Here is an 18,409-nt window from a genome sequence, read left to right on the forward strand (position 1 = left end):
TGAGCATGGAGCAGATTTTTCTCGCACAAACCCGCCGCAAACAGGATCTCGAATGGTTGCAGGCCGCATTGGCTGGCCAGGGGCAGGTACTCAACGTCGGCGAGACGCTCGATGAGGTGCTCGGGCTGATGGACATGACCGGCAGCTGCCTGGTGTTCGTTGGCCTCAGTCGCGAAGGGCAGACGGCCCAAAGCGCGTTGATCGAGTCGCTGCTCGACGTACGGCCGATGGTCGTGGTGGTGGCCCTGGGCGATGGCCTGGATAACCAACTGGTGCTCAACGCCATGCGCGCCGGTGCCCGTGATTTCATCGCCTATGGTTCACGCAGCAGTGAGGTGCTGGGGCTGGTTCGCCGTCTGACGCAGCGCCTGCCGCAATTGCCGCCGTCCCGTGACCAGGGCGAACTGACGTTGTTGTGTGGCCTGCAACCGGATGCCGATGCCGCACTGCTGGCCGTGCACCTGGCGCTGCAGGTTCAGGCCCGCGGTCAGCGCACGCTGTTCGTCGATCTTGGAGTGCCGAGAGGAGAGAGCCTGGAGCTGTTTGGGCTGGAGTCCTCGTTCTGCTTTGGCGATGCGTTGCGCAATATCCGCCGTCTCGATTCGAACCTCATCGAAAGCGCCTTCGCCCGGCACCCCGATGGCCTGCGCGTGTTGCCCCACGGGCCAGATGACGATGCCCTCGAACGCTTCAGTCTTGGCGAGCTGTTTCTGCTGCTGGGCAGTTTGCGTCAGCATTTCCAGCATGTGGTGGTGAATCTCTGCGGTCAGCCTGACTGTGATGGTCTGCGCTCCTTCGCCACCCACGCTCAGCGACTGTTCTGGTGCGTCGATCAGAGCGTGCCCAACTGCCGCCGTAACCTGGCGCTGTTAGCGCTCTGGCGTGGCAAGGGCATCAAGCTCGACCATGCACGGCTGCTGGTCGACCGCTACCAACCGAGCGTGGCACCTGGCCTGCAGGAGTTGAGCAGAACCTTTGCGTTGCCCCTCGAGGCTGGCCTGCCGCTGAGCCCGGTCACTCGCCTCAAGGCCAAGAATCAGGGCGTGCCACTGTACGAGTTCGCCCCGCGTGATGGCCTCACGCAGGGGCTGCTGGCGCTCGCTAACGGCGTGGTCGAGCGCAAGCAGGGTGGCTCCGGTCGCTGGTGGCAACGCTTGTTGAGGGTCGGCTCATGACGATTGGTCCGTTCGGTGGCGATGGTGCGCGCGTCGGTGTGCAGGATCTCAAGCCGGTGTTGCACCGTTACCTGATCGATGCTCTGGAGGAGAAGGGCGAAAATCTGCTCGAAGGGACTCGCACCTCGCTGGCGAGCTTCGTCAGCGAGCAGGTTAGTGACTATGTCAGCCGTCGGCAGATCGCCATCTCCCGCTATGAGGTGGATCGTCTCGCCGAAGAGCTGGTGGACGAATTGACCGGCTTCGGCCCACTGGAGATTCTTCTCAAGGACGAAGGTGTGACCGAGATTCTGGTCAACGGGCCGCACCGGGTATTCATCGAGCGCGGCGGTGTGCTGCAGCTCAGTGACCTGCGTTTCATCGACGATCAGCACGTGCTGCGGGTCATCCAGCGCATTCTGGCCCCGGTGGGGCGGCGGCTCGACGAATCCTCGCCGATGGTCGATGCGCGCATGCCAGATGGCAGCCGCATCAACGCGATCATTCCGCCGGTGGCCCTTGACGGCCCCTGCATCTCGGTGCGCAAGTTTCGCAAGGACATGCTGCGCAGCGCCGACCTGCTGGCCAGCAACTCGCTGGATCAGGCCATGCTTAGCTGCCTGGAACTGATGGTCAGGCGCCGCTGCAACATTATGGTCAGTGGCGGTACCGGTACCGGTAAGACCACCCTGCTGAACATGCTGAGCCAGATGATCGACCCCCGCGAACGTATCGTCACCATCGAAGATACCGCCGAGCTGGGGCTCAATCACAATCACGTGGTGCGCCTGGAAACCCGACCGCCGAATGCCGAAGGTTATGGCGAGGTGGGTGCCCGTGAGTTGGTGCGCAACGCCCTGCGTATGCGCCCGGATCGCATCGTGCTCGGCGAGGTTCGCGGCGTCGAGGTACTCGACGTGCTGACCGCGATGAACACCGGCCACGACGGCTCCATGAGTACCGTGCACGCCAACAACGCACAGGATGCCTTGCTGCGTCTGGAGACCCTGGTGGGTTTCTCCGGCGCCACGATGGCCGAGCGTACTCTGCGGCAGATGATCTGCGCAGCGCTGGATGTGGTGATTCAGCTGACCCGTCTACCGGATGGTCGTCGCTGCGTCAGTGAGGTGGTCGAGGTGCTGGGCCTGCGCGAGGATCAGTACGTCACTAACACCCTGTTCCGACTCGATCGCAGTGGCGCCGGTACCTTCTGCCGCGATGCGCCGAACCCGGCTGGCCACAAGATGCGCCGCGACTGAGCGGGGGCGTCCCAGGCGCCAAGGAGACCTTGAATGAACGCATCAATGCTGCTGGGGGTGATCTGCCTGATCTTGCTCGGGGCGGGCCTGCTGATGCTGCGCAGAAGCCGTGAGCAGGCCGCTTCCGAGCAGGTGATCCAGCGCTTGCTGATGGATCAGCCGGAGCCTCTGGGGGTGGTGTCCATCGGGCATGTGGATAAGTTGTTTCTGCGGGCCGGTTTCAGCAAGCCACGCAAGGGCCTCGGCCTGTGGCTGTTCATCTGGTTGCTTGGCGCCTTGATGGGGTTGATTGTCGGCCATTGGCTGGGCCTGCTGGTCATGTTGTTGCTACCACTGGTGCTCGGGCACCTGTTCATTGCATTGCGTTATCGCCGCCGAGTACAGCGCATGATCGAGCAACTGCCGATCTTTCTTGACCACGTGATTCGCAGCCTTAAGTCCGGGCGCGCGCTTGGCGACGCGCTGATGCTGGCCATGGAGACCGCGCCCGAACCCCTGCGCGAGGCGATGGCCCGTACCCGCCGTAACGTGCAGCGCGGCATGGGCCTGGGCGATGCCCTGCAGGATTTCGCCGATCTCTACGAGCGTGATGAATTCCAGGTACTGGCACTTGGGGTCAGGGTCAATCAACGTTATGGCGGTAACAGCACCGAGCTGCTGAACAACCTGATCCGGCTGATCCGCGAGCGCGAGCAGAGCGCTCGCAAACTGCGCGCGCTGACCGGCGAAACTCGCATCAGCGCCTATGTGATGGGCGGCCTGCCGCTGGCGCTGGCCTGCTACATCTTCGTCACCAACCCGCAATTCATGCTGGGCATGTGGCAGGAGTCCACGGGGCGCATGGTGCTGCTGTTGGCATTCGTGCTGCAGGCCCTTGGCAGCTTCTCGCTGTGGCGCATGCTGAGGAGTTTGTGATGGGTGGTCTTCTCCTGCTCAGTGCGTTGCTGCAGTTGCTGCTCGCATTGCTGTTCATCTACCTGGCCTATGGCGATCTGCGTGCCCGGCGGCAATTCAGCCAGCGCATGGGCAGCGTATCGCGGGTTTCCGGTGGCGGCATGATGCGCGGTATCGGCGGTAGCTCCCTGGGCCGGCGTACCCTGAGCATGGATAGCGAAACGGTGCAGTTGCTCAATCGCCTGGGCTGGCGCAAACGCAGTCAGCAATCGATGTTCTCGGCCATCCAGTTGGGCACGCCGATCGTATTGCTGATGTTGGTAGTGATCGTCCAGCTACTCTTGAACAAGGCGCCGCAACCGATCTGGCTGGCGCCGGTGTTCGCGCTCGGTATCGGTTACCTGATCCCCAAGCGCTGGCTGGCCATGGCGGCCAGGCGTCGACAGGAGCAGTTGGCTGAAGAGGTGACGACGTTCATTCCCTTGCTGCGCATCCTGTTCGATGTCGGCATGACCGTGGAGCAGGGGTTGCGGGTGCTCGCCAAGGAGTCCGAGGGCATCCTGCCGAACCTCAGTGCAGAGCTGCGGCAGGTGCTGGCGCGGGTCGATGCGGGGCTCGAATTGGGCCGTGAATTACGTGACATGGCGGCCCTGCTGGAAGTCTACGAGGTCACCGATTGCGTAGTGATCCTCGAACAGCTTATCGTCCAGGGCGGCGGAGCCATGGCCTCGTTGCTGCGGCTCAAGGATCTGATCGATGATCGGCATCATACGGCTCTCGAAGAAAGAGTTTCCAAATTGTCCGGGAAGATGTCCGTGGTCATGATGATCTTCCTGTTCCCGGCATTGTTGATCGTATTGGCGGGGCCCGGATTTATCGCGATCGTCGGGGCTCTAGGGGAGTTGAGATGAAGCGTGTAGTGAGCGTGGTAGGGGTGGTGGGACTGTTGGCTGGTTGCGCGAGCAGCCCGGCCCAGTCCCCCTGGTTGATGAGCAGGGGCACAGCGACCCCGATGAGCTGTGCACCGCTGTCCCAGGATCAGGAGCTGGCCCTCAATCTGGCGCAGAAAACCGCCGATGAAGGGCGTCTACACGCGGCATTAGCCAATCTGGAGCGCCTGCCCAGCGGTCTGCCCCAGGCGAACTTGTACAAGGCGCGCATTCTGCGTTCGCTGAACCGCCCGGAAGCTCAGGAGCTTTACACCAGCCTGCTCGGTACCTGCCTCAAGGCTCAGGGTGAACACGGCCTGGGCCAGCTCGCCAGCGCCCAGGGCCGTTACGAGGAAGCACTGACTCATCTGCGCCTGGCGGCCAATCTCGATCCGACCAGCGATACCATCCGCAACGACCTGGGCGTGGTGTACATGAACCTCGGTCGTATGGATGAAGCGCGCTTCGAACTGCTGACCGCACTGGAACTGAACGAAACGGAGAAGCAGCCGGCATTGAACTTGCTGACCCTGCTGATCTTCCAGGGCAACCTGCCGCAGGCCAGCGCACTGGCCGAACGCATGGGCTTTTCCGCCAGCGAGTTCCGCACAGCCGAACAGCGTGCCCAGACATTGCGCAGCCAGATCGGTGTAGCGGGTGCCGCTGCGCCGCAACCCGGCGCCCCGACACCAGCCCCGCGTGCTCAGCAGAGTTCGCCTGCTGCTGCGACTCCGGCGCCGAAGCCAGCCGATACGCGGCCAGCTCCGGCGGCGCAGCCGGTTGCCCCTGTCGTTGCCGCACCTGTTGCGAAGCCAGCCGAGAAGCCGATAGTGCCGCAGCCAGTTGCTCAGCCGGCGGTCGCGAGCCCGGCACCGGCCGCTGCGCCACGCCCGCCAGCCGTTCCGGCGCCGCAGCTATCCAATTTCCGTCCGGCTCCGGTGGTACCGCTTTCCGTTGCCAGCGCCGTGAGGTCGCCAGCAGCTCCAGCGCCAGCCGTTGCTCCCGTGGTCGTGGCCAGAGCGCCAGCCGCAGAGCCGGCACCTGCCGTTACGCGTACCGTCTTGGCTAGCGCAGCGCCGATTCCGGCGCCGCCGCGCCAGGTGGCCGCTGCTCCGGTGGTGGTCAGCCAGCCGACGGCGCCTGCGGTCGCCGCCGCCCCTGCGCCGGTCGCTGCTCCTGTGATCGTGGCCCAGGCGCCTGCCGTCGCGCCGACACCTGTCGCTACGCGTGCAGCCGTGGCTAGCGCAGCACCGACCCCAGCTGCGACGCCACAGGTTGTCGCTGCTCCACCGGCTGCGCCTGCAGTGGCTGCCGCGCCGGTGGAGGCCGTCGCTTCCGCGCCGACTTCCACACCTGCCAATCAGGTGCGGGCAAAGATCGAGATGCGTCCAGGCCGTCTGATCGTGCCTGACGACGGGGGCTTCATCCGCGTCGAGCCTGTTAGCGAGCTACAGGGCGACACAGTGGCCAATCAGCGCTGATCGGACACCCACCAGCCACGGCGCAACTGCGCTAGAGGGAGAGCACCATGAAGGGGATGATCATTGGCGTTGCGCTGCTGGCATGCCTACCGCTGGTTAGCCAAGCTGCTGGCGAGGGAGGAGCGGGTGGCTTGGTTGGCAGTGAGGTAGAGACGCAGACAGCCCACTGGCTGCGGCTGCAGCGAGAAGGGCGCCTGGCGTCTTCCCATCCCCAGACATCGACACCCGCCGAGCGAGAGTTGGCGTTGCAGCGCTGGCTGGAGAGCCACAAGCACCCTATCCCAGAGTTCTTCGAGCAGGATGTAGGGGGGAAATTTGGTGAGTAATAAAACATTGGCCGAATAGTGTGTCGATGTCGTTTTACGGACTTATTGTCGGTGTAAAAGACTCGTCACAATTGCGGCGTCTGTATAAGTTTCAAGAGAAACTCTATACAAAACGCTTACAAAGTTTACCCATGGGAAGGATAGGACAGCGCCAATTGTGTACGGTTGTGCACGCGCGTCAGTCTCAATATCTGGGAGACATAAAGTTTTACGGTGTTTTCGGTAATGCCCAATTCGCAGGATATCTGGTAATTAGTCATCCCTTTGGCGATCAATTGCGCGACCGCCAACTGCCTTCTCGATAGTTTGTCGAAAGGCTCGGGAATAACATCCACCGCCACGGTCATTTGCGCGACGTTCTTTATTGGCGTTGGCAATAGGTCACTGTGCATCTCGTGTAGCGATGCAGCCAGATCCTGAATGCGCTGACGAATCTGCTGTTCCTTGGTTCGTTGTTCGACGCGCTCATGCAGACGTTTCACACTGGCATGCAATTCTTCCAGATCAACCGGCTTCTGGTAGTAGTCGGAAACCCCGGCGCGCAAGGCCAGGATGACGTCCTGCTTGTCGGTACTGCCGGTAAAGATAGCCGTTTCGTAGAGCCGCCCAGTGCGTGCAATACGGGCCAGCTCACCCACCAGTTGAACCCCGGTCAGTCCGGGCATGTGCATATCGCTGAGCACGATACCGATATGTTCATCCTGCTGGAACGCCTGTAATGCATCCTCTGCACAATGGCACGCCGTAACACCATAACCGAGTTGCTCGAGAAACTCCGCGAGCTCCTCGACAATGGCCGGTTCGTCGTCGACTATCATTATCCGTAAGGGATAGGAGCTTTCCATGCGAAGACTCTATAGGGAGACGGATGATTGATATTAGAAAATCAGGATAGCTATGCCCTAAGTTATAGTCAAAGCTATGCAGTCGAGGGTGTTGTGATTAACAGCGGTTATCAGTTTTTTGCTATGGGGCAGGTCGATATTTTTCGTTATGCTCCGCTGCAAGTTGCCGGGTTTATGACACCGTTTATTTGGCTATAAACCACAATGCTGTAAGTGCAAATCCCAAGAACAGAAAGGGTGCATAGGGGGGGCTTTGGCGTTGGTTGTTCTTAGCGCGGCCAGGCGTTTTGGAAGTGCCAGGCGGATATCAGGCCAGATGCGCACCAGCGTGACCCAGATGATCAGCACGAGGGCGGCACCGATCACGCTGAACAGTACATGTGCGGCATCGCTGGCGGCACCCAGAGCCACGAGCATTTTCACGTCTGCAGCACCCATTTGCCGACTCAGGTAGCCGGGCAGCGACAGCAGGCACGCGATACCGATAGCCAGCACTACCGCTGGCGGGCTGGCACCGGTCAAGCTGCTGCCTGACCACAGCAGGTAGGCCAGGGCGACGCAGAGGCCGCCCAGGGTCAGGAGGTTGGCGATCTTGCGGTGCTGAGCGTCCTGAAACGCGCAGGCGCCAAGCCAGCAGAACAATACGATATAGGCCATGGATGCGCTGGGTGTCCGGGTTCAGGAAGGGCGAGGCAGCCCGATCACATCGACGGATATTTCGATCCGTCTGCGGCGCTAATCATGGTAGGTGGGCCGGACAATGCAAGTATTCAAGGATTGGTTCAAGCGTGACCCCGAAGCGCAGGCGGCGCCGGAGGCGACTGTTGCACCCGCAGCGGTTTCCGCCAACAGTCCGTGTCTGAATCTTTCCATCGATGCCCTCGGGCGCGTATTCGAGGTCTCCGGCAGTCTCTCGTACCGCCTGCCAATCGCGGTTTCCCAAGTGCTGCCGCTGGAGCAGTTGCTACACGGTCAGAGTCGCTATCTGGTGACGGATCTGGCGGCTTTCGTGCAACAGATGCTCGATCTTTCCTTCGTCACCCGTGACGGCAGCATTCTGCATACCCGCGGCTGGCTCAAGGCTGAAGTGCAGGGCTGGTCGCTGCAGGCCTTCGAGATCGGCGACTTTCTGGCCCGCTTGCAAGCCTGCGAACAGCGTCTGCAGGTGTTCTCGCAAATCAGCGCTGTGGCGCAGAGCATACGGGGTGCCGACCGGGTCGAATTTCCCCGCCATGCCCACGAGTGGCTGGGCGCGATGGCTCAGGCCTTGCGGCTGGCCTGCACGGCGCTGGCCCTGCCGGACGCGCAGCGGGGCGGCTGGCAGATCGTCGGGCATTACCGCGACGCGCTGACGCCGGTGTTCTGGGAAGACGGTCAGCACCTGCCCCGCGAGTTGCAGCAGTACACTGGCGACCAGCCCGTACAGTGGTTGCGAGGTGGAGTGGATGTCACCGAATGGCACGCCGCTGATTCTGTCTGGCTGGTGCCCTACGCTGATCATCAGGGTATCCGTGCATGGCTGCTGTGCTCGCCGTACATCGCCCACCAGAGCATGCCCGAGCTCAATACCCGTGATTGGCTGGATCTGTTTTCCAATGTCGCCGCGCCCCTGTTGCAACGCCTCGATGAGCAGAGCCGGCGGGTGCACGTCGAGCGTGTAGATATCCTGCAGAATCTGCTCGGCACCGGCTGGTGGGAATACATGCCACGCAGTGGGGCGTTTCTGCTGGCCCCCAGCCTGATGCAGCGCTTCGGCTTCGATCCGCGCCAGGCGGTGACCCTGGCTGACTGGCTGGAGCTGCTCAGCCCGATCGACCGTGACGAATTCCGTATCCGCCTGGGCGATGCCGAACTGAGCGGGCGTGCCTTCGAACAGGTGGTGCGTCTACGTGATGCCGCCGAGGAGCTGTGCTGGTTCCGCATCCACACGCGCATCCTCAATGCCAACGGCCAGCGGCGCATCGTCGGCGCGGTGCTGGACATCAACGACATGAAGCTCAAGGAGGTCGAAGCCGATGCGGCGACCACGCGCCTGAAGAGCCTGGTCGCCAGCGCCCCGGCGCTGATCTACGTGAATCGCTACGAAGAGGGCGCCTTCGTGCCGGTGTTCTGCAGCGACAGCAGCAGCGCGCTGCTGGGCTGGACGCTGGAGGACTTCGTGCAGCGCAGCATGGCCGACTTCATCCACCCCGATGATCGGGACATCTATTTTGCTCACACCCGCACGCTGCTCAGCCAGGGCGCTGCCAGCTGTCGCTATCGGTTGATCGACCGCGAGGGTCGCTACCACTGGCTGCAGGACGAAGCCAAGCTGCTGCGTGATGAGCGCGGTATTCCCGTGGAGGCGGTCGGCCTCTGCCTGGACGTGACCGAAGCCGCCCAGGCCGCCGAGCGAATTCGCGAGAGCGAGGAACGCTATCGCATCCTGGTGGAAGACTCGCCGGCGATCATCTGCCGCTATCGGCCTGATCTCACGCTGGTCTACGCCAACCGACCGTTGGCGCAGTATCTGGGCATCCGTCAGGAAAACCTGCCGGGTACCAGCCTGGCGACCTATCTGTCGGCCCAGGAGCTGACCCAGTTTCGCGAGCGCCATCGCCAACTGACGCCCGCCGAGCCGGTCTCCACCGCACTGGTGCGCATGGACCTGCCGGGGCGCGAACATATCTGGTGGGTACTGGCCGAGCGTGCGGTGTTCGACGAGCACGGCAAGCTGCTCGAGGTGCAGGCCGTCGGGCGCGACGACACGGAATTGCAGAAGGCCCGACAAATGCTCAACCAGAGCGCCAAGATGGCGGTGCTAGGCGAGATGGCCACCGGGCTGGCCCACGAGATCAACCAGCCGCTGAACGTCATGCGCATCGCCCTGACCAATACCTTGAAGGGTGTGGAAAACGGTTCGGCCAACCCCGATTACCTGAAGAACAAACTGGGGCGTATCGAGCAGCAGATCACCCGGGCGGCGAAGATCGTCAACCACATGCGCATCTTCGGGCGGCGCTCCGAGGTCGAGGACGATCTGTTCAGCCCTGACGAGGCCATCGAGGGCGCCTTGACGCTGATCCGCGAAGGCGAGCTCGCCCGCGATATCGACTTGACCCTCGACCTCTGCGGTTCTCCACAGGTGCGTGGGCATGCCGACCAGCTCGAGCAGGTCATCATCAACCTGCTGGTCAATGCCAAGGATGCACTGCTCAGCGCGCGGGAAAAACAGCCCGAACTGGAGCCACATATCCATCTGCGCAGCGAGCTCAGCGAGGATAAGGTGGTGGTGCAGGTTCAGGACAATGCGGGCGGTATCGACCCGCTGCTGCTGGATCGCGTGTTCGATCCTTTCTTCACCACCAAACCGGTGGGCAAGGGCACCGGGCTGGGGCTGTCGGTCAGCTACGGACTGGTCAACCAGATGGGTGGCAAGCTCAGCGTGAGCAACCAGGAGGGTGGTGCCTGCTTCCGTATCGAGCTGCCGGTGGTCGCCCCCTGACATGAGCGACTGGGTAGATACGTTGTACCGCTATTGCGAAGGCGTGCTGGGTGGCGATCAGACGCTGATCGAGCAACTGCGCGACGCGGGCTTCGACTGCCGTGAGGGCTGCTGGAGTTTCCATCTGCCGGCGCTGCATGCCTGGTTGGGCGAACAAATGGTCATCCAAAGCGCGCTCGATTATCCGATCTTTCTGCAGCGCCTGTACGCCAGCGATCTCAACGGGCTCCTCGCCCAGCGGGGCGCGCAGATCGTCATTGCCGACAATCACGGCAAGGTCAGCGAGAGTCTGTATCGTCTGCAACGCCTGCCCTGAACAGGTGGCGATGGCTCTCGTGGTACAGCGCCGAATCGGCGAAGTCCTCGGCGCCCAGCACCCTGCCGACCAGAATCAGCGCGGTGCGACGAAAGCCCTTGGCGCTGACCTTCTCTTCGATATCGGCGAGGGTGCCGAGCACCCAGCCCTGATCCGGCCAGCTGGCGCGATGCACCACCGCGATCGGGCAACTGGCGCCATAGTGCGGCAGCAGCTCGCCGACGATCTTCGCCAGGTGTTGCACGCCCAGGTGGATGGCCATGGTCGCGCCGTGCCGAGCCAGATCATGCAACTGCTCGCCCTCGGGCATCGGTGATTTGCTGGCGTAGCGGGTGAGGATCAGTGTTTGCGAAATATCCGGCAGCGTCAGTTCGCTTTCCAGCAGGGCGGCGCAGGCTGCCGTCGCGGTGACCCCCGGGATGATCTCAAAAGGGATGCCCAGGGCGCGCAGATGACGAATCTGCTCACCAATGGCGCCGTACAGCGATGGATCACCCGAATGCACCCGTGCCACATCCTCGCCGCGCCCGTGGGCGGCGTGCAGCAGGGCGATGATTTCATCGAGATGCAGTTCGGCGGTGTTCACCACCAGGCTGGCCTGATGGCCTTCGAGCAGCGCTTCGGGCACCAGGGAACCGGCGTAGAGAATTACCGGACAGGAACGAATCAGACGTTGGCCCTTCACGGTGATCAGCTCGGGGTCGCCGGGGCCGGCGCCGATGAAATAGACGGTCATGGGATTCCTGGGCTGCAAGCGGTAAATGGTGGAGGCCTGCTGCTGTAGGAGCCGCGACCCCGCGGCGAATGGCTTGAACGACGCCGGTTTGCGGCGCGGCTGCAATTTTTCGCGCCGAGGTCGACGCACCTACAGTAGCGGCGTTTCTAAGGTTCGATGTCTGCGACAGCCAGTGTGGCGTTGGCGCTCTTGCGCTTGGTTATCCACAGGCGTGCGGTTCGACCACCGAGGCGTTCGGCCAGGGCCAACGCGCTGGCTTCTGCAACGCTCGGGCTGCCGGTAACGTGCAGGGCGATAGCCGAGGTCTGGCTCAGGCGCTCATGGTAACTCGCCAGCGCATCGGCGGGCAGGAAGCTGATGGGCAGGCCCAGATGCTCGGCCAACTGCAGCAAACCGGGCTCGTCAGCCTTGTGGTCGCTGCTGGCCAGGGCTGTCAGCTCGGCAGTGCTCGAGCCATGCTCGGCCAGCGTATCGTCGAGCAAGGCCAGCAGCTCGCTAAGCGAACACCCGCGCCGGCAACCCAGGCCGGCGACGAGGGTAGGGCGCTCGTTCATTCTGCGTGTCGAGTGCGGCCATGGAACCAGGCGGCAGCCAGCCCCAGGGCAGCCCAGAACGCAGCGTTGGTGAGCAGCGAGGCAAGGATGAATTCGTGCTCCAGCGCTTCGGGTGCCAGGCTTTCATGCACCTCAGGCTGCGGTGCGCCAATCACATGGGGCAGCGCCAGAATCACCAGGCCCAGTATGCGCAGCATCCAGTTGCCGCCAAATGCCAGCAGCGCCAGGCCTGCAGCGGTCGAAGCAGCGGTGCCGATCCACCAGTACTGGCGCAGTAGCAGCTCGGCCGCGGCGGTACCCGGCAGCTCCGGCGGCAAGCCGCTCGAGGGCGCGAGCACGAAGGTGGCGAAACCGGCCAGCCCCCAGAGCAGGCCCTGCCAGGTTTTCTCGGGCGCGCGCAGGGTGAACAGGCCAGCGAGCATCAGTGCGAAGCCCACGCCCACCACCAGATTGCTCAAGCCTGTGGATAACAGCCGTTGCCAGCCATCTTCCGGTGCCCATGCTTCACCGTCATGGCTGTGACCGCCAGCGGCGTCATGATCGTGAGCGGCGCTGGAGGTGTCATGACTGTGTTCGAGAGTGGCCGCGGGTTCGGCGACTTCGAACGTCTCGGCATGCAGGATAAGCGGGGTTACCCACAGGCTCTGCAACAAGGTCAGCACGATGGCGGCGAGCAGGCCGGCGAAGCCGGCAGTCTGGGCGATGCGCTTGATCATCGTGGCGTCCTCAGTGGCACGGAAACGCGGCGCTATGCCGTGTATCGTGGGCGGCGTTATGCAAGGCTTCGACGTGGGAGAAGCCGGCGAAGAAGATCAGCACGGCGCCAAGAACGCAGCTGCCGACGGCGAGCAGAATGCGCTGTGACAGGGTAAGTGCGGGTGCGCTGGAGTGCGAAATGACGCTGCTGGACATGGTCGTGAACCTTCACTATGAGGTGAACGGCACAGCAGGGACGCAGCGAGCCTGCCCGCAGAGCGGGCAGCTATCGGCGCGTGCCCGCCCACCGCGGGTTGCCAAACAAAGGATTCAGGCCGGTCTCCGGGCTCACGACGATCACTGGGCAGTGATAAGGATCGGCCTTCCCATGCTTTCGCACAGTGGCCAAAACGATCCTGACATTCGCTTACCGTTGCGGGGGCAGCGCCGGACTCGAACCGGCTTCCCGTTTCACCTCACGCACGGCGGCGTGAGACACCTGAAACAACCGCGCAAGAACACCACGAAGCGCCAAGTGCGTCAACATGTTACAGGTCACCCCGTGATTGACCGTGTCGCAGGCTCTGCGTAGCCTTGCGTCTTTCGAGGTTCTCCACTCGTGTGGAGCTAAGAGGGAACACGGCAAGCCGTGGCTGCCCCCGCAACTGTAAGCAGCGAGCGCATCGCCAACCGCCACTGGGAAACCGGGAAGGCCGGCTACGCGCCATGACCTGTGAGCCAGGAGACCTGCCTCGATAATGCTTTCGACAACCGGGCGGGGTGATCCGGTGGTGTTTGTGCGACAGCCCCGGCTGGCGCCTGCCATCTCATTGCCCGCTCGCCGTTTCTCCAGACGCCAGGGGCCTCCATGAAAACGCTCGCCAAACTTCCCGTCACCATCGTCACTGGCTTTCTCGGTGCCGGTAAGACCACCTTGCTGCGGCACATGCTGGAAAACGCCGAAGGCCGCCGTATTGCGGTGATCGTCAACGAGTTCGGCGAGCTGGGTATCGACGGTGAGATCCTCAAGCAATGCTCCATCGGCTGCACCGAGGAAGAAGCCAACGGCCGCGTCTTCGAACTGGCCAACGGTTGCCTGTGCTGCACCGTGCAGGAAGAGTTCTTCCCAGTGATGCGTGAGTTGGTGGAGCGTCGCGGCGACCTCGACCACATTCTGATCGAAACCAGCGGCCTGGCCCTGCCCAAGCCTCTGGTCCAGGCATTCAACTGGCCGGAAATCCGCAACGCCTGCACCGTCGATGCGGTGATTACCGTGGTCGACAGCCCGGCAGTGGCTGCCGGCACCTTCGCAGCCTTCCCCGATCAGGTCGACGCCCAGCGCAAGCTCGATCCCAACCTCGATCACGAGTCGCCCCTGCACGAGCTGTTCGCCGACCAACTGGCGAGCGCCGATCTGGTGATCCTCAACAAGGCCGATCTGCTCGATGCCGAGACCCTGGCTGCGGTGCGCGCCGAAGTCGGCGAAGAGCTGCCGCCAGCGGTCAAGGTGGTCGAAGCCCGTGGCGGTTCGCTGCCGCTCAATGTGCTGCTGGGCCTGAACAGCGAGACAGAGCTGCACATCGAGGGTCGCAAGACTCACCACGACAATGAAGACGAAGACCACGATCACGACGAGTTCGACTCGTTCCACGTGGAACTACCGGAAGCCGATGAAGCCCGCCTGCTGGCCGCGCTGAAGGACGTCGTGGGTAAACACGGCATCCTGCGCATCAAGGGCTTCGTCGCCGTGCCGAACAAACCCATGCGTCTGCTTCTGCAAGGTGTCGGCCTGCGCTTCGACAAGCATTTCGATCGTGCCTGGAAGACCGATGAAGCGCGGGTTACCCGCCTGATCGTAATCGGCCAGGAGCTCGACCACACGGCCATCGCGGCTGAGCTGAAAGCGGCTCTGGTATAACCATGATCGCCCGCAAGCGGGCTCCTGCACGAACCGTAGGAGCCCGCTTGCGGGCGATGCCTTAGGCGAGAATATGCACCTCCTGCGCACCCAGCCCGGCCAGTCGCTGCCGGCCGACAGCATCGCCGACCTTGGCCAGACCCCCGCCGAGCTGGTGGTGCTGTGCACCGGTGATTCGCACCTGTCGCTGCTGGCCGAGGTCGCTCGCCATCTGCCCGAGGATTATCCCAGCCTGCGGCTGGCCAGCCCGGCGCAGTTGGGCAATAACGCCTCGGTGGATTTCTACGTCGAAAAGGTGCTGCAACACGCCAAGGTCATCCTGATTTCCGTGCATGGCGGCGTCAGCTACTGGCGCTACGGCATCCAGCGGCTGGTGGAGCTGGCGGGGCAGGGCAAGACGCTGATTCTGGTGCCTGGCGATGACAGTCCCGATCCCGAGTTGACCGGCCTGGGAAACGTCGCCGCCGAGGACGCCGAGCGGCTCTGGCAGTACCTGCGACAGGGCGGTGTGGACAATGCGCGGCAGTTTTTCCACTGCATCGCTGGCCGCTATCTCGGCCGGGATTATGACTGGCAGCCTCCGAAAGCCCTGCCGCGAGTCGGCTTCTATCATCCGCAGGTAGGCAATGCATCGCTGCACGATTGGCGTGCCGAGTGGCAAACAGGCGCGCCCGTCGCCGCGCTGTTGTTCTATCGTACCCATGTGCAGGCAGCCAACACCGCCTTCGTCGATACCTTCTGCCAGCGACTACAGGCTCAAGGCCTCAATCCGTTGCCCATCGCCGTGGCCAGCCTCAAGGAGGCGGCCTGCCTGGCGCAGGTCGAGGATTGGCTGGACGAAGCCGGCGTGAGCGTGATCCTCAACACCACCGGTTTTGCCCAATCCAACCCGGAGTCTCCCCAGGCAAGGCCGTTCCGTCGCGACGTGCCGGTGCTGCAGGCGCTTTGTGCGCTGGACAGCGAAGAACAGTGGCAAGGCAACGCCCAGGGCCTCGGCCCCCGCGACCTGGCCATGCATATCGCGCTGCCGGAGCTGGACGGCCGGCTGATCACCCGGCCGATCAGCTTCAAGGGCCTTGCCTGGCGCAGCGAGCGCAGCCAGAGCGATGTGGTCTGCTACCGCGCGCACTTGCCGGGCATGGATTTCGTCGCCGAACTGGCGCGGCGTTGGTGCGAACTGCAGCGCACGCCTGCTGGGCACAAGCGCGTCGCCCTGGTGCTGGCCAACTACCCGACCCGCGACGGCCGCATCGGCAACGGTGTCGGCCTGGACACCCCGGCGGCGGCGCTGAATATTCTCCAGGCCTTGCAGCAGCGGGGGTACCCGGTAGAGGCCTTGCCGGACAGCGGCACCGCGCTGATCCATCAGTTGCTCGGTGGCGTGACCAACGACCTCGACAACCTCGACCTGCGGCCCTGTGCGCAAAGCCTGGCCCTGGACGACTACCAGCGGTTCTTCGCAGCCTTGCCCGAGGCCAATCGTCAGGCGGTACTGGAGCGTTGGGGCGTACCGGAGAACGACCCGATGTTCCGCGAGGGTCGGCTGATGATCGCTGGCCTGCGTTTCGGCCTGACCTTCGTCGGCATCCAGCCTGCACGGGGTTATCAGGTGGATGCGGCGGCGGTCTACCACGACCCGGATCTGGTGCCACCCCATGGTTACCTGGCCTTCTATTTCTGGATGCGCCAAGTCTTCGCTGCCCAGGCGGTGATCCATGTCGGTAAGCACGGCAATCTGGAATGGCTACCCGGCAAGAGCGTCGGCCTGTCCGAAAGCTGCTGGCCGACGGCAATCCTCGGTGCCCTGCCGAACATTTACCCCTTCATCGTCAATGATCCCGGTGAAGGCGCCCAGGCCAAGCGCCGCACCCAGGCTGTGATCATCGACCACCTGATGCCGCCGCTGACCCGCGCCGAGAGCTACGGCCCGCTGCGTGATCTGGAGCGGCTGGCTGACGAGTATTACGACGCCAGCCAGCTCGACCTGCGCCGTGCCAGTGAGCTGCGTGGTGAGATTCTGCAGAAGGTGCGCGAGGCCAGTCTGGATCGTGAACTGGGCCTGAAGCTCAATGACGACCCGGCCAGCTGGTTGCCGCAACTCGACGCCTACCTGTGCGACCTCAAGGAATCGCAGATTCGCGATGGCCTGCACGTGTTCGGCGAATCGCCGAGCGGCACGTTGCGCCGCGACACGCTGTTGGCTCTGCTGCGCATTCCTCGCGGCGATGGCCAAGGCGGCAACGCCAGTCTGCTGCGAGCGCTGGCCCAGGATCTGGCGCTGGGTTTCGATCCGCTCGATTGCGATATGGCCGCGCCTTGGATGGGGCCGCGCCCGGAGATTTTGGCTGATCTGAGCGATGAGCCCTGGCGCAGTTTCGGCGATACCCGTGAGCGCCTGGAGCTGCTGGGGTTACGGCTGATCGAGGGTGAGCGGTCCGCTGGCCCGAGCTGTGACGCAGTGTTGCACAGCCTGCGCAGCCATATCGCGCCGCTGCTGGACGCCTGTGGTGACGCCGAGATGCATGGCCTGCTCGATGCGCTGGAGGGCCGCTTCGTGCCCTCCGGCCCCAGCGGCGCGCCGAGTCGTGGGCGGCTCGATGTGCTGCCCACCGGGCGCAATTTTTATTCGGTGGACGTGCGCAATTTGCCCACGCCCACGGCCTGGCGCCTGGGCGTGCAGGCTGCCGACCGCCTGCTCGAGCGTCACCTGCAGGATGAAGGCGACCATCTGCGCCAGCTCGGCCTTTCGGTGTGGGGCACCGCGACCATGCGCACCGGCGGCGACGATATCGCCCAGGCCATGGCCCTGATGGGCGTGCGGCCGGTATGGCAGGCCGGCAGCGGGCGGGTCGAGCGCTTTGAAGTGCTCCCTCTCGAGCAGCTCGGTCGCCCGCGTGTCGACGTGACCCTGAGGGTCTCCGGCTTCTTCCGTGATGCCTTCGCCAACCTGATCCGCCTGTTCGATGATGCCGTGCAGGCGGTCGCCGATCTGGACGAGTCGCCGGACATGAACCCGCTGTCCGCGCGCGTCTGGCAGGAAGCCCTGGCGCTGCAGGACGGTGGGCTGGACGAACTCGAAGCGCGGCGCCAGGCCGGCTGGCGGATCTTCGGCTCCAAGCCCGGCGCCTATGGTGCTGGCGTGCAGAACGCCATCGAGGAACGCCTCTGGGAAAGCCGCGCGGATCTCGCCGAGGTGTACCTGAACTGGGGCGGCTACGCCTACGGTAAAGGCAGCGAGGGTACGCCGGCACGGGGCCAGTTCGCCGAGCGCCTGGAGCATCTGCAGGCGGTGCTGCACAACCAGGACAACCGCGAACACGACATCCTCGACTCCAACGACTATTACCAGTTTCAGGGCGGCATGCTGGCGGCGGTGGAAACCCTGCGTGGCGCCAAGGTGGCCAGCTACCACGGCGACAACAGCCAGCCCGATACGCCGCGCATCCGTACCCTCAAGCAGGAGCTGGCCCGCGTGGTGCGTGCCCGTGCGGCCAACCCGAAGTGGATCGAGGGCATGAAGCGCCACGGCTACAAAGGTGCCTTCGAGCTGGCCGCAACCATCGACTACCTGTTCGCCTTCGACGCCACCAGCGAGCTGGTCGATGACCATCAGTACGCCCTGCTCACCGACGCCTACCTGATGGATAGAGACACCCGCGACTTCATCCAGCAGCACAACCCCGGTGCCCTGCAGGACATCATCGAGCGCCTGCTCGAAGCCCAGCAGCGCGGCATGTGGCAGGAGCCAGGCGATTATCGCGAAGCCCTGGAGAACTTGCTGCTCGATAGCGAAGAGAGCTGACGTAAGATCGTTCGT

Annotated in this window: 16 protein-coding genes and 2 riboswitches; of the genes, 10 read left to right on the top strand and 6 right to left on the bottom strand. The window is 63.6% G+C overall.

The window, feature by feature from the left end; all coding sequences use genetic code 11:
- The first annotated feature begins 5 nt into the window (after positions 1-5).
- Genes K5Q02_RS04700 through K5Q02_RS04730 form a run of 6 tightly spaced genes read left to right on the top strand, consistent with a single transcriptional unit; the run spans position 6 to position 6,043 of the window.
- Positions 6-1,175, top strand: a complete 1,170-nt coding sequence (locus K5Q02_RS04700; protein ID WP_225836893.1) for a pilus assembly protein — start codon at positions 6-8, stop codon at positions 1,173-1,175.
- Positions 1,172-2,413 (top strand): CpaF family protein, encoded by a 1,242-nt coding sequence (locus K5Q02_RS04705; protein ID WP_225836895.1) that lies wholly within the window; start codon positions 1,172-1,174, stop codon positions 2,411-2,413. Before K5Q02_RS04700 ends, K5Q02_RS04705 begins: the two co-directional genes overlap by 4 nt.
- A gap of 33 nt (positions 2,414-2,446) precedes the next feature.
- Complete coding sequence (locus K5Q02_RS04710; protein ID WP_225836898.1) at positions 2,447-3,328, top strand: type II secretion system F family protein; 882 nt, start codon at positions 2,447-2,449, stop codon at positions 3,326-3,328.
- Positions 3,328-4,218: a type II secretion system F family protein gene (locus K5Q02_RS04715; RefSeq protein ID WP_225836900.1), complete on the top strand. Its 891-nt coding sequence runs from the start codon at positions 3,328-3,330 to the stop codon at positions 4,216-4,218. The genes K5Q02_RS04710 and K5Q02_RS04715 overlap by 1 nt, the downstream gene beginning before the upstream one ends.
- On the top strand, positions 4,215-5,717 hold the full coding sequence (locus tag K5Q02_RS24325) for a tetratricopeptide repeat protein (protein WP_268945247.1): 1,503 nt from the start codon (positions 4,215-4,217) through the stop codon (positions 5,715-5,717). Before K5Q02_RS04715 ends, K5Q02_RS24325 begins: the two co-directional genes overlap by 4 nt.
- A gap of 47 nt (positions 5,718-5,764) precedes the next feature.
- Positions 5,765-6,043, top strand: coding sequence for a DUF3613 domain-containing protein (locus K5Q02_RS04730; RefSeq protein WP_225836902.1), 279 nt, complete (start codon positions 5,765-5,767; stop codon positions 6,041-6,043).
- A gap of 125 nt (positions 6,044-6,168) precedes the next feature.
- Here the strand turns inward: K5Q02_RS04730 and K5Q02_RS04735 are convergent, their stop codons facing one another.
- Positions 6,169-6,888 carry a response regulator transcription factor gene (locus K5Q02_RS04735; protein WP_225836904.1) on the bottom strand — a complete coding sequence of 240 codons (720 nt, stop codon included), beginning with the start codon at positions 6,886-6,888 and terminating at the stop codon, positions 6,169-6,171.
- 192 nt (positions 6,889-7,080) lie between these two features.
- Positions 7,081-7,545, bottom strand: coding sequence for an A24 family peptidase (locus K5Q02_RS04740; RefSeq protein WP_225836906.1), 465 nt, complete (start codon positions 7,543-7,545; stop codon positions 7,081-7,083).
- A gap of 103 nt (positions 7,546-7,648) precedes the next feature.
- On the opposite strand from K5Q02_RS04740, the gene K5Q02_RS04745 reads away from it, so the two are divergent.
- Together K5Q02_RS04745 and K5Q02_RS04750 are read left to right on the top strand one after the other, a co-directional pair.
- Entirely contained in the window at positions 7,649-10,372 is a 2,724-nt protein-coding gene (locus K5Q02_RS04745) for a PAS domain-containing sensor histidine kinase (protein WP_225836908.1), read from the top strand.
- A gap of 1 nt (position 10,373) precedes the next feature.
- Positions 10,374-10,688 carry a hypothetical protein gene (locus K5Q02_RS04750; RefSeq protein ID WP_225836912.1) on the top strand — a complete coding sequence of 105 codons (315 nt, stop codon included), beginning with the start codon at positions 10,374-10,376 and terminating at the stop codon, positions 10,686-10,688.
- Here the strand turns inward: K5Q02_RS04750 and cobM are convergent.
- The 4 genes from cobM to K5Q02_RS04770 all read right to left on the bottom strand — a co-directional run bounded on the left by cobM (position 10,651) and on the right by K5Q02_RS04770 (position 12,890).
- Positions 10,651-11,424 carry a precorrin-4 C(11)-methyltransferase gene (gene cobM / locus K5Q02_RS04755; protein WP_225836914.1) on the bottom strand — a complete coding sequence of 258 codons (774 nt, stop codon included), beginning with the start codon at positions 11,422-11,424 and terminating at the stop codon, positions 10,651-10,653. The genes K5Q02_RS04750 and cobM overlap by 38 nt on opposite strands.
- A gap of 146 nt (positions 11,425-11,570) precedes the next feature.
- The gene (locus K5Q02_RS04760; RefSeq protein WP_225836917.1) at positions 11,571-11,978 is read right to left on the bottom strand and encodes a cobalamin biosynthesis protein; all 408 of its coding nucleotides are present in this window, start codon (positions 11,976-11,978) and stop codon (positions 11,571-11,573) included.
- Entirely contained in the window at positions 11,975-12,694 is a 720-nt protein-coding gene (locus K5Q02_RS04765) for a CbtA family protein (RefSeq protein ID WP_225836920.1), read from the bottom strand. Before K5Q02_RS04765 ends, K5Q02_RS04760 begins: the two co-directional genes overlap by 4 nt.
- Positions 12,695-12,704: 10 nt before the next feature.
- The gene (locus K5Q02_RS04770) at positions 12,705-12,890 is read right to left on the bottom strand and encodes a CbtB domain-containing protein (protein ID WP_225836922.1); all 186 of its coding nucleotides are present in this window, start codon (positions 12,888-12,890) and stop codon (positions 12,705-12,707) included.
- A gap of 100 nt (positions 12,891-12,990) precedes the next feature.
- Positions 12,991-13,192, bottom strand: a riboswitch (cobalamin riboswitch).
- A gap of 71 nt (positions 13,193-13,263) precedes the next feature.
- Positions 13,264-13,443, top strand: a riboswitch (cobalamin riboswitch).
- Positions 13,444-13,542: 99 nt separating this feature from the next.
- Between K5Q02_RS04770 and cobW the strand changes: the two genes are divergently transcribed.
- A complete protein-coding gene (cobW, locus tag K5Q02_RS04775; protein WP_225836925.1) occupies positions 13,543-14,592 on the top strand; it encodes a cobalamin biosynthesis protein CobW in 1,050 nt (349 codons plus the stop codon).
- A gap of 73 nt (positions 14,593-14,665) precedes the next feature.
- A complete protein-coding gene (cobN, locus tag K5Q02_RS04780) occupies positions 14,666-18,394 on the top strand; it encodes a cobaltochelatase subunit CobN (protein WP_225836927.1) in 3,729 nt (1,242 codons plus the stop codon).
- The last annotated feature ends 15 nt before the right edge of the window (positions 18,395-18,409 follow it).

The organism is Pseudomonas sp. MM211 (assembly GCF_020386635.1).
Taxonomy (GTDB): domain Bacteria; phylum Pseudomonadota; class Gammaproteobacteria; order Pseudomonadales; family Pseudomonadaceae; genus Aquipseudomonas.

What these genes read in the sequence shown, in the direction of transcription:
- K5Q02_RS04700 (WP_225836893.1), top strand. Translation starts at nt 6, where the DNA reads ATGGAGCAGATTTTTCTCGCACAAACCCGCCGCAAACAGGATCTCGAA.
- K5Q02_RS04705 (WP_225836895.1), top strand. Translation starts at nt 1,172, where the DNA reads ATGACGATTGGTCCGTTCGGTGGCGATGGTGCGCGCGTCGGTGTGCAG.
- K5Q02_RS04710 (WP_225836898.1), top strand. Translation starts at nt 2,447, where the DNA reads ATGAACGCATCAATGCTGCTGGGGGTGATCTGCCTGATCTTGCTCGGG.
- K5Q02_RS04715 (WP_225836900.1), top strand. Translation starts at nt 3,328, where the DNA reads ATGGGTGGTCTTCTCCTGCTCAGTGCGTTGCTGCAGTTGCTGCTCGCA.
- K5Q02_RS24325 (WP_268945247.1), top strand. Translation starts at nt 4,215, where the DNA reads ATGAAGCGTGTAGTGAGCGTGGTAGGGGTGGTGGGACTGTTGGCTGGT.
- K5Q02_RS04730 (WP_225836902.1), top strand. Translation starts at nt 5,765, where the DNA reads ATGAAGGGGATGATCATTGGCGTTGCGCTGCTGGCATGCCTACCGCTG.
- K5Q02_RS04735 (WP_225836904.1), bottom strand. Translation starts at nt 6,888, where the DNA reads ATGGAAAGCTCCTATCCCTTACGGATAATGATAGTCGACGACGAACCG.
- K5Q02_RS04740 (WP_225836906.1), bottom strand. Translation starts at nt 7,545, where the DNA reads ATGGCCTATATCGTATTGTTCTGCTGGCTTGGCGCCTGCGCGTTTCAG.
- K5Q02_RS04745 (WP_225836908.1), top strand. Translation starts at nt 7,649, where the DNA reads ATGCAAGTATTCAAGGATTGGTTCAAGCGTGACCCCGAAGCGCAGGCG.
- K5Q02_RS04750 (WP_225836912.1), top strand. Translation starts at nt 10,374, where the DNA reads ATGAGCGACTGGGTAGATACGTTGTACCGCTATTGCGAAGGCGTGCTG.
- cobM (WP_225836914.1), bottom strand. Translation starts at nt 11,424, where the DNA reads ATGACCGTCTATTTCATCGGCGCCGGCCCCGGCGACCCCGAGCTGATC.
- K5Q02_RS04760 (WP_225836917.1), bottom strand. Translation starts at nt 11,978, where the DNA reads ATGAACGAGCGCCCTACCCTCGTCGCCGGCCTGGGTTGCCGGCGCGGG.
- K5Q02_RS04765 (WP_225836920.1), bottom strand. Translation starts at nt 12,694, where the DNA reads ATGATCAAGCGCATCGCCCAGACTGCCGGCTTCGCCGGCCTGCTCGCC.
- K5Q02_RS04770 (WP_225836922.1), bottom strand. Translation starts at nt 12,890, where the DNA reads ATGTCCAGCAGCGTCATTTCGCACTCCAGCGCACCCGCACTTACCCTG.
- cobW (WP_225836925.1), top strand. Translation starts at nt 13,543, where the DNA reads ATGAAAACGCTCGCCAAACTTCCCGTCACCATCGTCACTGGCTTTCTC.
- cobN (WP_225836927.1), top strand. Translation starts at nt 14,666, where the DNA reads ATGCACCTCCTGCGCACCCAGCCCGGCCAGTCGCTGCCGGCCGACAGC.